Origin of the sequence: Ciceribacter thiooxidans (assembly GCF_014126615.1) — a bacterium.
GTDB lineage: Bacteria > Pseudomonadota > Alphaproteobacteria > Rhizobiales > Rhizobiaceae > Allorhizobium > Allorhizobium thiooxidans.
Genome location: NZ_CP059896.1, coordinates 1,112,026 through 1,124,841, shown reverse-complemented (window position 1 = coordinate 1,124,841; position 12,816 = coordinate 1,112,026). Strand labels below are relative to the sequence as shown.

Sequence of the window (12,816 nt, the reverse complement as noted above, 5' to 3'; positions counted from 1 at the left end):
GGCAGCGCCTTTCGCCTGGCGAATGCGCCTGCCGCTCAATCGTATGGGGCCATGACATCGGAATGATCACCGAATCCAGCCCTGTCCCGACCCCATACATATGGAGCGTGCCCCGATAGCACAAATCACTGTTTCTTTCGCATTGTAACGAAGGCAACCGGTTGGAACCGTTACACAATCACCGCCCCTTCGCAGGTGCAGTAAACAGAGGCGCCCGGGCCTTGCGACCCGGGCGCCAAATCCGTTCGTCTTTGCGCCTCAGTTCGACTGGCGACGCAGGAAGGCCGGGATTTCGAGCTGGTCGTCCTCATGGGCGACCCGCGTCTGCGGCACCGTGCGGCCCTGGTCGTCGAGCTGGCCGCGGCGCGGCGCATAGAGGCTCGCTTCCGGGGAGAGCGTGCGGCGCTGCTGCGAGGCGGCGGCCGGAGCGGAGGCCGTCATGTCGGCGTTGACCGACTCTTCCTCGTGATGGCGGCCGAGCGAGCTGGTGATCCGCTTGAGGAGGCCCATCGGGCCGCGCTCATCCTGCGGGGCCGGAGCGGCATTCGCGCGGTGATCCATCTCGGCACGGACGACCGGCGGGAAGTCCTCAACCTTCGGCATGCGGACCGGCTCGACCGTCTGACGGACCGGCTGGGCTACCGGCTCGACACGGGCCGGAGCGGGCTGAACCGGAGCAGCCGGACGGCTCATGACCGGGGCCGGGGCGGCAACCGGTTCGCGAACGCCGGGCTGCTGCGGAGCAGCGGCGGCCGGCGCGGTGAAGAGCTTGCTCTGCGGACGGAATTCCGGCTGGGCAGGAGCGGCGGCCGGAGCCGGAGCCATCTGACGGGCCATGGCGATCTCGAGTTCACGCTCCATTTCCGCTTCGGCGGAACGGATGGTGTCGGCAACCGGGTCGGCGGCCTTCGGGGCCGGCGCGGCCACCTGCTGGACCGGAGCCGGAGCAGCGGTAACGGCTGCGGCCGGGCGCATGATCGGCCGTGCGGCAGGCGCTTCGTAGGTCTTCTGAGCCATGGCGCCGGCGGTCCGGTCGATGCCGGTTGCGACGACCGACACCCGGATCAGGCCTTCGAGCGCTTCATCGAAAGTCGCGCCGAGGATGATGTTGGCGTCCGGATCGACTTCCTCGCGGATGCGGGTCGCGGCTTCGTCGACTTCGAAGAGCGTGAGGTCGCGGCCACCCGTGATCGAGATCAACAACCCTTGAGCACCCTTCATCGAGGTCTCGTCGAGCAGCGGGTTGGCGATTGCCGCTTCCGCAGCCTGCATCGCGCGGCCCGGGCCGGAAGCTTCGCCGGTACCCATCATCGCGCGACCCATCTCGCGCATCACCGAGCGGACGTCGGCGAAGTCGAGGTTGATCAGGCCTTCCTTGACCATCAGGTCGGTGATGCATGCCACGCCGGAGTAGAGCACCTGGTCGGCCATCGCGAAGGCGTCGGCGAAGGTGGTCTTGTCGTTGGCGATGCGGAAGAGGTTCTGGTTCGGGATGACGATCAGGGTATCGACGGACTTCTGCAGTTCCTCGATACCGGATTCCGCAAGGCGCATGCGGCGCTGACCTTCGAAATGGAAGGGCTTGGTGACGACACCGACGGTGAGGATACCCTTGTTGCGGGCAGCCTGGGCGACGACCGGAGCCGCACCCGTGCCGGTGCCGCCGCCCATGCCGGCGGTGACGAAGCACATGTGGGTGCCGTTCAGGTGATCGATGATCTCGTCGATGCATTCCTCGGCGGCTGCACGACCGACTTCCGGCTGCGAGCCGGCGCCGAGACCTTCGGTGACATTGGCGCCGAGCTGGATGATCCGCTCCGCCTTGGTCATCGTCAGCGCCTGCGCGTCGGTATTGGCGACGACGAAGTCGACGCCCTGGAGGCCGGCGGTGATCATGTTGTTGACGGCGTTGCCGCCACCGCCACCGACCCCGAATACCGTGATCCGAGGCTTCAGCTCGGTAATGTCTGGCTTCTGCAGCTTAATGGTCATGTTACCCGTTCCTTCTTTCTCCGGCCGCATCGCCACGCCGGCCTGATCTTTTCAACTCTTCTTGCCTTGCGCCGCCACGGCGAGGCAGAAACTCAAAAACTCTCTTTCAGCCATTGCCCGACACGGGCGATCCGGCTGTTCCCGTTGCTGAAGGGCGAGAACAACCCGCCCTGCCCTGCATGCGTCTCCTGGTCCGCGACCTGCGGGTAGATCATCAGACCGACCGCAGTCGAAAATGCCGGCCCCTTGGCCGCCACCGGCAGGCCGGCGACCCCCATCGGTCGGCCGATCCGCACATTGCGTGCGAGCACGCGGCGGGCGGCTTCCGGAAGGCCGGTCAGCTGGCTGGCACCACCGGTCAGCACGACGCGCTTGCCGACGATCGGGCTGAAACCGGACTGCTGAATGCGGTCGCGCAGCATTTCGAGAATTTCCTCGATGCGTGCGCGGATGATTCGCGTCACCAGCGAACGCGGCACCTGGGTCGGCTGGTCGCGATCGTCCTCGCCGATCGGCGGAACGGAGATCACGTCGCGCTCATCGGCGCTGTTCGCAAGCGCCGAACCATGGACGACTTTCAGGCGTTCGGCGTCCTCGATGCGGGTCGACAGACCGCGTGCGAGGTCGGTGGTGACGTGATGGCCGCCGATCGCGATCGCATCGGTATGGATGAGCTTGCCTTCGGCGAAGACCGAAATGGTGGTCATGCCGCCGCCCATGTCGATCGCCGCGCAGCCGAGCTCGACCTCGTCGTCGACGAGAGCGGCGAGCCCGCTGGCATAGGGGGTTGCGACGACGCCTTCCACCGAAAGGTGCGCACGGTTGATGCAGAGTTCGAGATTGCGTAGCGCCGGCCGTTCCGCGGTGACGACGTGCATGTCGACGCCGAGCTCGTCGCCGTACATGCCGAGCGGATCGCGGATGCCGCGCTCGCCGTCCAGCGAGAAGCCCGTCGGCAGCGAGTGCAGGACGATGCGGTCGTGACGCTGCGACTGCTGGCCGGCGGCGACGAGAACCTTCTTCAGGTCGCTCGATTCGACTTCCTGGCCACCGAGGTCGATGGTCGCCGTATAGACGTCGCTCGCGAGCCGTCCGGCCGAAACGTTGACGATCAGGCTCTCGACGGTGAGACCGGCCATGCGCTCGGCCGCATCGACGGCAAGCCGGACGACACTCTCGACGGCATCGAGATCGGCGATCACGCCGCACTTCACACCGCGGGAGCGCTGGTGGCCGATGCCGATGATCTCGACATTGTGGGTGCGCCCCGGCAGCACCGAGCTTTCCTTGCGCGGCGTCAGCCGGCCGATCATGCAGACGACCTTGGTCGAGCCGATGTCGAGGACCGACACGACGTGCGACCGCTTCGCCGAAAGGGGCTTCAGGCGCGGCAGACCGAAATTGGAGCTACCGAAAAGGCTCATATGCTCTGCTCCGCCTTCTTGAGGGCCTTGTGCCGCTGTTCCAGGACCACCTGACGACGCGCCTGCGCTTCGGGTGTCAGCTGGATCGCTGTACGATCGGAAAGCCGCAGGTCGATTGCGGCAATGTCGCGCGCCAGTACCTGCTGCTCGGCATCGAGCTTCGAAAGCAGCGCCAGCGCGTGATCGAGATTTTCTTCGGGAAGCTTCACCACCACGCCGTTGTCGAGATGGATGTCCCACCGGCGGCTTGCAACGCGGACGAAGGCCTTCACACGGCCGGAGATCTGCGGCCACTTGGCAAATTCCTGCTCGACGGAAGCCGCCGCCGTTTCCGCGTCGCGACCGACAAAGAGCGGCAGCGTCGCGAACTTGTTGTCGCGCAGCGGACCGATGACGCTGCCGTTGCTCTCGATCAGCGAAAGCTCCGTGCCGTGCTGCCAGATGCCGTAGGCCTTGCGCTCATGCAGCGCGACCTCGATCGTCGAGGGATAGACCTTGCGGACCTCGGCACTTTCGACCCAGGGAAGCCTGGAAAGCTGGTCGCGCGCCGCATTAATGTCGAGCGAGATGAGCGACGTCGTGCCATCGAGCCCGAGAAGCTGCAGGATGTCGATTTCCGAGGTCTGCTCGTTGCCGGCGACCTTCACATCCTCGATGGCAAAACCGGCGAAAGAGGTCAGCGACTGCGCGACCTGCGCCCCGTGCCCGCCCGCGACGACGCCGTAGAGACCGACGAAGGAGCAATAGCCGACGAAGGAGAGCCGTCCGACATATTGCGGGATGCCGATCCGGCCGGAGCAGAGCCCGAGCGCAAAGCGCGTGACGCGGCGCAGCGGGCGCGGAAGCACCACCGCCTCGCCGGCCGGCGACGCAGCCGAAATCCCGGCCCGGGACTTATGCTTTCTGCCGCCTAGCGCAAGCACGATGCTTCCTCCACCATCCAACGAACGAATTCACCAAAGCCGAAACCGGCGTGAGCGGCCATCTCAGGAACCAGCGAGGTCGGGGTCATGCCGGGCTGGGTATTGATCTCCAGCCAGATGAGCTCACCGTCTTCGGAAAACCGGTCGTCGTAACGGAAATCCGACCGACTCACGCCACGACAGCCGATCGCCTGATGCGCCTTCAGGGCCAATTCTTGTATTTTTTGGTAAATTTTCGGTGAAATTTCAGCAGGCAAGACATGCCGGGAGCCACCGGCGACATACTTGGAATCGTAATCGTAGAAGCTGTGTCCCTGCGGGACGATCTCGGTGACGCCGAGCGCCCGGTCTCCCATGACACCGCAGGTCAGCTCGCGGCCGGCCACATAGTGCTCGACCATGACCCGGTCGCCATAGCGCCATTCCGCGGACGTCAGGACCTGCGGCGGATGGGACTGATCCTCCTTGACGATGACGACGCCGAAGCTCGAGCCCTCGCGCACCGGCTTGACGACGTAAGGCGGCTTGATCGGATGCTCCGGGCCGATGTCGAAGCGCGACATCACCCGCGCCTCTGCAACCGGGATGCCGGCGTTCGCCGCCACGATCTTCGCCTGCCCCTTGTCCATGGCGAGTGCCGAAGCGAGCACGCCGGAATGGGTATACGGTATCTGCAGGTATTCGAGGACGCCCTGGATGGTGCCATCCTCACCGAAGGGGCCGTGGAGCGCGTTGAAGGCGACGTCCGGCCGCAACTCCGCAAGCACCTGACCGACATCGCGACCGACGTCGACCTTGGTGACGCGGTAGCCCTCGCCTTCCAGTGCCTCGGCGCATGCATTCCCGGAAGACAGGCTCACCGGCCGCTCCGAAGAAAGACCACCCATCAGGACGGCTACATGCTTGCCACTCATTTACGCCCCCGGCTCCGAAAGACCGAACATTGCTGAGGTCCGCCGCCATCTGGCCGAGACATGACCCGTTGTCCGAGTAGAACGACATTAAGGTTAATGAAGTGTTTACTTTCGTTAACCGACGCGTGCCGGACACGGATTTTTTTCGCACACCGGATGACGGATATCCGAACTAATTAATTGAAATATATTTTGATTTTCGGAATTTTTCCGGACCCCGGCGGTGGGGCCGGCCACCGGCGGCGGAAGCCGCACAGCCGGTGAAAAGAAGGGAAGAAACGACAAGACGGGCGGAATCGCCGCCCGTCTTCGATGATTCCCGTGAGGACGGTCGCCGCCCCGGCACCCGCGCGGGTGCTTATTCTTCGGTAACACCCATGAACGGCTTGATCTCGCGTCCCGGCATGAAGATGCCGAGCCGCTTGATCTCCCATTGCAGCTTGATGCCGGAGTTCTCGAACACCCGCTGGCGCACGGTCTCGCCGAGATATTCGAGGTCGTAGCCGGTCGCGTGGCCGATATTGATCATGAAGTTGCAGTGGAGCGACGACATCTGCGCGCCGCCGATCATCAGCCCGCGGCAACCCGCCTCGTCGATGAGTTCCCAGGCCGAATGGCCTTCCGGATTCTTGAAGGTCGAGCCGCCGGTCTTCTCCTTGATCGGCTGCACGGTCTCGCGGTGATGGCGCACGGCGTCCATGTCGGCGCGGATTTTCGCCTTGTCCTCGGGATAGCCTTCGAACACCGCACTGGTGAAGATCAGGTCGGCGGGCGCCGTCGAATGCCGGTAGCTGTAGCCCATCTCGTCCGCGGAAAGCACATGGACGTTGCCCTTGCGATCGACTGCCTCGACCTCGACCAGGCGCTGGGAGGTATCGCCGCCGTTGGCGCCGGCATTCATGCGCAGCGCACCGCCGATGCTTCCCGGAATGCCGTAATAGAAGTGGAAGCCGCCGATATTGTGGTCCATCGCCATGGCGGCGAGGTGCTTGTCCGGGGTAATGGCACCGGCGCGGATGCGGTTCTCGCCGGCAAGCTCCACCTGCCCGAAGCCCTTGGCGGAGAGCCTCATCACGACGCCCGGTATGCCGCCGTCGCGCACGAGCAGGTTGGAGCCGACGCCGACCACGGTGAGCGGTACCTCTTCCGGCAGCAGCTTCAGGAAGGTGACGAGATCGTCGAGGTCGTGCGGATGGAACATGAGTTCGGCGAGCCCGCCGGCCTGGAACCACGTAACCCGGTCCATCGGCGCATCCGGCGTCAGACGCCCGCGCAGTTGATTGACGCCGTCCCCGAGCGAGGCCAGCAGCTTTTCTCCATCGACCTGTTTCATTTCCGACCTTCCGAAATCGCTTCCAGTTCCCTGGGCAGGGCGGCAGCCCACTGGGTAATGTTGCCGGCTCCGAGGAGCACGACGAAATCACCGGGTTTGGCCAGTTCGGCGACGATCGGCGCGAGATCTTCCGGTCCCGGCAGATAGCGCGCGTCACGGTGCCCACTCGCCTTGATGCGAGAGACCAGCGCCTCGGCGTTCACCCCTTCGATCGGGTCCTCGCCCGCCGCATAGACCGGCGCCAGCATGATGCAGTCGGCATCGTTGAAGCAGTTGGCGAAATCCTCGAAGAGGCTCGAAAGACGGGTATAGCGATGGGGCTGGTGGATCGCAATGACCCGCCCGCTGCACGCCTCGCGCGCCGCCTTCAGCGCGGCCTTGATCTCGACCGGGTGATGGCCGTAGTCGTCGAAGACCGAAACGCCGTTCCAGGTGCCAGTCAGCGTGAAGCGCCGCTTGACGCCCGAAAAGCCCGAAAGTCCCTTGCGAATCGCCTCTTCGGGAATGTCGAGCCGGTTGGCGACGGCGATCGCCGCGCAGGCGTTCGAAATGTTGTGACGGCCGGGCATCGGCAGCGTCAGGTCCTTGAAGGAGAAGACGCGGCCCGTGCGCCGCCGGCGGATCTCGACGTCGAAGGTCGAGTGCGTTCCCTCGAGCCGGACGTTGGAGAAGCGGACATCGGCCTGCGGGTTCGCGCCGTAGGTGATGACCTTGCGATCCTCGATCTTGCCGACGAGCGCCTGCACTTCCGGATGATCGAGGCACATTACGCCGAAGCCGTAGAAGGGCACGTTCTCCACGAACTGGCGGAAGGCCGCCCGCACCGCGTCGAAATTGCCGTAGTGGTCGAGGTGCTCGGGATCAATATTGGTGACGATCGCCACTTCCGCCGGCAGCTTCAGGAAGGTGCCGTCCGATTCGTCGGCCTCGACCACCATCCACTCGCCCTCGCCCATGCGGGCATTGGTGCCGTACGCGTTGATGATGCCGCCGTTGATGACGGTCGGATCGAGACCGCCCGCTTCCAGCAGCGCGCCGACCATCGAGGTCGTCGTCGTCTTGCCGTGGGTGCCACCGATGGCGATCGCGTTGCGGAAGCGCATGAGTTCGGCGAGCATTTCTGCGCGGCGCACGACCGGCAGCAGCTTTTCGCGCGCCGCGACCAGTTCCGGATTGTCCTTCTTGATCGCCGTCGAGACGACCACGACTTCCGCATCGCCGAGGTTTTCCGCCTTGTGGCCGACGAACACCTCGATGCCCTTGGCCCGCAGGCGCTGGACATTGGCTCCGTCGCTCTGGTCGGACCCCTGCACGCGATGGCCGAGATTGTGCAGCACCTCGGCGATACCGCTCATGCCGATCCCACCGATGCCAATGAAATGGACCAGGCCGATTGTCGTCGGCATTTTCATGATTTGGCTCCCTTCACATGCGCTCGCTTACCGCCGGCAATAGCCTCTACGAGATCGGCAAGCAAGTTCGATGCATCAGGCATGCCAGATCTGCGGGCGGCCGCAGCCGTTTCGGAAAGGCGCTCCGGTTCGCTCATCGCGGCCCTCAGAAGACCGGCGAGCCGCTCGACGGAGAGGTCCTTCTGCTGGATGACTTCGGCACCGCCATTCGCCGCGAGTGCTGCGGCATTTGCCGACTGATCGTGGTCGAGTGCGTAAGGATAAGGCACGAGGATCGAGGGACGACCGATGATCGAGAGTTCCGAAACCGTCGAGGCGCCGGAACGGCAGACGACGAGATGGGCGGCAGCAATGCGGGCCGCCATATCGGTGAAGAAGGGCGAGACGTCCGCGGTGATGCCAAGCGCGCGGTAACGCGCCGTCACCTGCTCGGCATCCTCCGGCCGCGCCTGCTGGGTCACGGTCAGCCGGTGCCGCAGGGGCTCTTCGAGGAGTGCTACGGCGTCCGGCACTGCGGAGGAGAAGAACTGCGCACCCTGGCTACCGCCGAAGACGACGAGGCGGAAGGGCTGGCCTTCCCGTGAGGCCGCATAGGGGACGTTCGACGCGGCGACGACCGCCGGCCGCACCGGATTTCCAGTAACGGTGGTCTTTTCCGAGTATGCGCCGCCTTCCGGCAGGAAGCCGCCGGCGATCGCAGTCACCCGGCTTGCGAGTACCTTGTTGGCGCGGCCCATTACGGCATTCTGTTCGTGGACCGCGGTCGGCACGCCGAGACGGACGGCCGCCATCACCGGCGGCAGGGTCGGATAGCCGCCGAAACCGATGACGGCGAGCGGCTTCAGCTCGCGGATCAGCCGCCGCGCGGCACGATATCCGCGCCAAAGCGTCAGCAGCGCCCGCGCGACAGCGACCGGGCTCTTCGAGCCGATCGTGGCGGACGGCACGGTGTGGATGATCTCGGCGGGGAACATGCCGGCATAGCGCTCGGCCCGGTTGTCGGTCACGAGATGGACCGTATAGCCGCGATCCACCAGCGAGTGGCTGAGCGCTTCGGCCGGAAAGAGGTGCCCGCCGGTTCCACCGGCGGCGAGAAGAATGAGGCCTTTTGCCATTGCGATTTACTCCGCCGGGACGCCGTGCGCGGAGCGGAACAGGCTCCGCTCCTGCGCACGCTTCTCCGGCCGCCGGCGCGTGAGCGCCAGGATGAATCCGGCCGTCACGCAGATCGCGATCATCGAAGATCCGCCGTAAGAGATCAGCGGCAGCGTCATGCCCTTCGCCGGCAGGAGCTCGAGATTGACGCCGATGTTGATCAGCGACTGGACACCAATCTGCAGCACGAGGCCCGCAACCGCGAACCGGTTGAAGTCGTTGCGCTCCTTGAAGGCGTGGTTGAGGCCGCGCAGCACGAGAAACGCGAAGATCGAGACGAGAACGATGCAGAAGATGATGCCGAACTCCTCCGCCGCCACCGAGAAGATGAAGTCGGTGTGGCTGTCGGGAATGATCCGCTTGACCAGCCCCTCGCCCGGTCCCTGTCCGAACCAGTCGCCACGGATGATCGCCTCGCGTGCGGTATCGACCTGGAAGGTGTCGCCCTCGCCCGTCAGGAAGCGGTCGATACGGCCGGCGACGTGCGGCAACGTCACATAGGCGCCGACGAGGCCAGCGCCGCCGAGCCCGCCGAGCACCATGATCCAGAGCCATGGCATGCCAGCCATGAAGAACATCCCGCCCCAGACGACGGAGGTCAGGATCGTCTGGCCGAGGTCCGGCTGGGCGATCAGCAGGGCGGCGACCATGCCGAAGAGGATGATCGCGAAGAAATTGCCCGGGATTTCCGGCTGGCGGGCATGCTCGGCGAAAAGCCAGGCGCAGACCACGACGAAGGCGGGCTTCATGAACTCCGACGGCTGGATCGAGATGCCGGCGAGCGTCACCCAGCGCCGCGCCCCCTTGACCTCGATGCCGAAGAACAGCGCCAGCACCATCATGAGCAGCGAAACCGCGAGAATGACGATCGCGGTCCGCCGCACCTGCCGGGGCGTGAGGAATGAAAGGCCGAGCATGACGCCGAGCGCCGGCAGCATGAAGGCGGCGTGGCGCTTGACGAAATGGAAGCTGTCGAGCCCGAGCCGCTCGGCGACCGCGGGCGAGGCCGCGAAGGAGAGCATGAAGCCGATGCCCATCAGCAGGACGAATGTCACAAGGAACAGACGGTCTATGGTCCAGAACCACTCGGCCACAGGCCCCCTCTCAACGCGGCTCACCATGTCAGTTGCCTCCTTCAGGAGCGTCGATCAGCATTTCGATCCCTTCGAGCGCCGCGACGTGGCGAACGAAGGCGTCGCCGCGGACCTCGAAGTTCTTGTACTGGTCGAAGCTTGCGCAAGCCGGGGAAAGCATCACCGCCACAGGCTGGCCGTCCGCCGCCGCATCGGCGGCTGCGTGGGCGACCGCCCGTTCGAGTGTGCCGGAAATTTCATAAGGAACCGCCTCGCCGAGGGTCGCGGCAAAGGCCGACGCCGCCTCACCGATCAGGTAGGCCTTGGCGATACGCGGAAAGAGCGGCGCGAGACTCGCGATCCCGCCTTCCTTGGGCAGGCCGCCGGCGATCCAGTAAATGCGGTCGTAGCTGGAAAGCGCAGGTGCGGCCGCTTCCGCATTGGTTGCCTTGCTGTCGTTGACGAAGACGACCTCGCCGCGTCGGCCGACGGGCTGCATGCGATGCTTGAGGCCTGAAAAGGACCGGAGCCCCGCCCGGATCTCGTCGGGGGAGACGCCGACGGCGAGACAGGCAGCGATCGCCGCCGCGGCGTTCTGGGCGTTGTGGCTGCCGCGCAGCGTCTGGATGCCGTTGAGATCGGCGACGACTGCGTTCGCGCCGCCATGCGCCTCGATGATCCGGTGGCCGTCATTGTAGAAACCATCTGCAAGCGGTTGCCGCTTCGAAATCCGCACGACCCTCGTGCCGGCGCGCTCGACGCGATCGGCGATCAGCTCGCAATAGCTGTCGTCGACGCCGATCACCGCCGTATCGCTGCCGGCGACGAGCCGTTCCTTGACGTCGGCATAATGCTGGATCGTGCCATGCCGGTCGAGATGGTCCGGTGTCACGTTGAGCAGGATGCCGGCGGTCGGATCGATCGTCGGAGCGAGATCGATCTGGTAGGAGGAGCACTCGACAACGAAATAACGTCCGGCTTTCGGCGGGTCGAGGGTGAGCACCGCCCGGCCGATATTGCCGCCGAGCTGGGTGTCCCGGCCGCTCGCCGAAAGGATATGGGCGATCAGTGCCGTGGTGGTCGACTTGCCGTTGGTGCCGGTAATGGCGATGAACGGGCAGTCCGGCGCGTGCGCCCTGCGCTCGCGCACGAAGAGCTCGACGTCGCCGATCACTTCGACGCCGGCGGCACGCGCCAGCCCCACTGTCCAGTGCGGTTTCGGATGGGTGAGCGGTACGCCCGGCGACAGCACGAAGGCGGCAAAGGTGCTCCAGTCGGCGTCATGCAGGTCCTGTGTCGCGACGCCTTCGACTGCGGCTTTCGCCACGCTGTCGGGATTGTCGTCCCAGGCGACGATCTCGGTCCCGCCGGCAATCAGCGCCTGCGCGGTCGCGAGCCCCGACCCGCCGAGACCGAAGAGTGCGACCTTCCTGCCTCTGAATGTGGTGACCGGGATCATCGCCCCCTCACCGGAGTTTGAGGGTCGAGAGGCCGAGCATGGCGAGCCCGACGGCGATGATCCAGAAGCGGATCACGACCTGGCTCTCGGTCCAGCCGAGTTTCTCGAAGTGGTGGTGGATCGGCGCCATCAGGAAGACGCGCCGGCCGGTCATCTTGAAGTAGCCGACCTGGATGATGACCGACAGCGTTTCGGCGACGAAGAGGCCGCCGATGATCGCCATGACGATCTCGTGCTTGGTGGCGACGGCAACGGTGCCGATGAGGCCGCCGAGCGCGAGCGAGCCGGTGTCGCCCATGAAGATCGCCGCCGGCGGGGCGTTGAACCAGAGGAAGCCGAGGCCGGCGCCGATGACGGCGCCGAGAACGACGGCAAGCTCGCCGGTGCCCGGCACGAAATTGATCTGCAGGTAGTTCGAGAAGACCGCGTTACCGGTCAAGTAGGCGATAATGCCGAAGGACGCCGCGGCGATCATCACCGGCACGATCGCCAGCCCGTCGAGGCCATCGGTCAGGTTGACGGCGTTCCCGGCGGCGACGATGACGAAGCCGCCGAAGAGCACGAAGAAGATGCCGAGGTTGATCAGGAAATCCTTGAAGAACGGAAAGGCGACCGAGGAACCCAAGGTCGAGCCCTGCGAGCCGGAGGTCAGCGCCGTGTTCATCATGAAATAGACGGCGATACCGGCGATGACGAATTCGATGCCGAGGCGCGCCTTGCCGGAAAAGCCCTTCTCCGTCTGCTTCGTCACCTTCAGGTAGTCGTCGTAGAAGCCGATGGCGCCGAAGCCGAGCGTGACGAGAAGCGTCGAGACGACGTAGACGCTCGAAAGGTCGGCCCAGAGCAACGACGAGACGACGATCCCGGCAAGGATCATCAACCCGCCCATCGTCGGCGTACCCGCCTTCTTGAAATGGGTCTGCGGTCCGTCGGCACGGATCGGCTGTCCCCTGCCCTGGCGGATGCGCAAGGAGGCGATCATCGCCGGCCCGAACAGGAAGACGATCAGTGCCGAGGTGAACAAGGCAGCACCGGTGCGGAACGTGATGTAGCGGAAGAGATTGAAAAATTGCAGATGGTCTTCCAGTTCCACAAGCCAGATCAGCATAAGAGCCCTTTCCGAAACCCCAG

Annotated in this window: 10 protein-coding genes; all 10 read right to left on the bottom strand. The window is 65.0% G+C overall.

Annotated features, from left to right (window positions below):
• Positions 1-258: 258 nt before the first annotated feature.
• Entirely contained in the window at positions 259-1,992 is a 1,734-nt protein-coding gene (gene ftsZ, locus H4I97_RS05255) for a cell division protein FtsZ (RefSeq protein ID WP_182306871.1), read from the bottom strand.
• A gap of 92 nt (positions 1,993-2,084) precedes the next feature.
• Complete coding sequence (gene ftsA, locus H4I97_RS05250; RefSeq protein WP_182306870.1) at positions 2,085-3,416, bottom strand: cell division protein FtsA; 1,332 nt, start codon at positions 3,414-3,416, stop codon at positions 2,085-2,087.
• Complete coding sequence (locus H4I97_RS05245; protein WP_378143603.1) at positions 3,413-4,339, bottom strand: cell division protein FtsQ/DivIB; 927 nt, start codon at positions 4,337-4,339, stop codon at positions 3,413-3,415. Before H4I97_RS05245 ends, ftsA begins: the two co-directional genes overlap by 4 nt.
• The gene (locus H4I97_RS05240; RefSeq protein WP_182306868.1) at positions 4,327-5,253 is read right to left on the bottom strand and encodes a D-alanine--D-alanine ligase; all 927 of its coding nucleotides are present in this window, start codon (positions 5,251-5,253) and stop codon (positions 4,327-4,329) included. The genes H4I97_RS05245 and H4I97_RS05240 overlap by 13 nt, the downstream gene beginning before the upstream one ends.
• Before the next feature lie 358 nt (positions 5,254-5,611).
• Positions 5,612-6,586 carry a UDP-N-acetylmuramate dehydrogenase gene (gene murB, locus H4I97_RS05235; RefSeq protein ID WP_182306867.1) on the bottom strand — a complete coding sequence of 325 codons (975 nt, stop codon included), beginning with the start codon at positions 6,584-6,586 and terminating at the stop codon, positions 5,612-5,614.
• Entirely contained in the window at positions 6,583-7,998 is a 1,416-nt protein-coding gene (gene murC, locus H4I97_RS05230; RefSeq protein ID WP_182306866.1) for a UDP-N-acetylmuramate--L-alanine ligase, read from the bottom strand. The genes murB and murC overlap by 4 nt, the downstream gene beginning before the upstream one ends.
• Positions 7,995-9,113, bottom strand: a complete 1,119-nt coding sequence (gene murG, locus H4I97_RS05225) for an undecaprenyldiphospho-muramoylpentapeptide beta-N-acetylglucosaminyltransferase (protein WP_182306865.1) — start codon at positions 9,111-9,113, stop codon at positions 7,995-7,997. Before murG ends, murC begins: the two co-directional genes overlap by 4 nt.
• A 6-nt stretch (positions 9,114-9,119) precedes the next feature.
• The gene (ftsW, locus tag H4I97_RS05220; RefSeq protein ID WP_182306864.1) at positions 9,120-10,274 is read right to left on the bottom strand and encodes a putative lipid II flippase FtsW; all 1,155 of its coding nucleotides are present in this window, start codon (positions 10,272-10,274) and stop codon (positions 9,120-9,122) included.
• 1 nt (position 10,275) lies between these two features.
• On the bottom strand, positions 10,276-11,685 hold the full coding sequence (murD, locus tag H4I97_RS05215; RefSeq protein WP_182306863.1) for a UDP-N-acetylmuramoyl-L-alanine--D-glutamate ligase: 1,410 nt from the start codon (positions 11,683-11,685) through the stop codon (positions 10,276-10,278).
• A gap of 7 nt (positions 11,686-11,692) precedes the next feature.
• Positions 11,693-12,793: a phospho-N-acetylmuramoyl-pentapeptide-transferase gene (mraY, locus tag H4I97_RS05210; RefSeq protein ID WP_182306862.1), complete on the bottom strand. Its 1,101-nt coding sequence runs from the start codon at positions 12,791-12,793 to the stop codon at positions 11,693-11,695.
• Positions 12,794-12,816: the final 23 nt, after the last annotated feature.

What these genes read in the sequence shown, in the direction of transcription:
- ftsZ (WP_182306871.1), bottom strand. Translation starts at nt 1,992, where the DNA reads ATGACCATTAAGCTGCAGAAGCCAGACATTACCGAGCTGAAGCCTCGG.
- ftsA (WP_182306870.1), bottom strand. Translation starts at nt 3,416, where the DNA reads ATGAGCCTTTTCGGTAGCTCCAATTTCGGTCTGCCGCGCCTGAAGCCC.
- H4I97_RS05240 (WP_182306868.1), bottom strand. Translation starts at nt 5,253, where the DNA reads ATGAGTGGCAAGCATGTAGCCGTCCTGATGGGTGGTCTTTCTTCGGAG.
- murB (WP_182306867.1), bottom strand. Translation starts at nt 6,586, where the DNA reads ATGAAACAGGTCGATGGAGAAAAGCTGCTGGCCTCGCTCGGGGACGGC.
- murC (WP_182306866.1), bottom strand. Translation starts at nt 7,998, where the DNA reads ATGAAAATGCCGACGACAATCGGCCTGGTCCATTTCATTGGCATCGGT.
- murG (WP_182306865.1), bottom strand. Translation starts at nt 9,113, where the DNA reads ATGGCAAAAGGCCTCATTCTTCTCGCCGCCGGTGGAACCGGCGGGCAC.
- ftsW (WP_182306864.1), bottom strand. Translation starts at nt 10,274, where the DNA reads ATGGTGAGCCGCGTTGAGAGGGGGCCTGTGGCCGAGTGGTTCTGGACC.
- murD (WP_182306863.1), bottom strand. Translation starts at nt 11,685, where the DNA reads ATGATCCCGGTCACCACATTCAGAGGCAGGAAGGTCGCACTCTTCGGT.
- mraY (WP_182306862.1), bottom strand. Translation starts at nt 12,793, where the DNA reads ATGCTGATCTGGCTTGTGGAACTGGAAGACCATCTGCAATTTTTCAAT.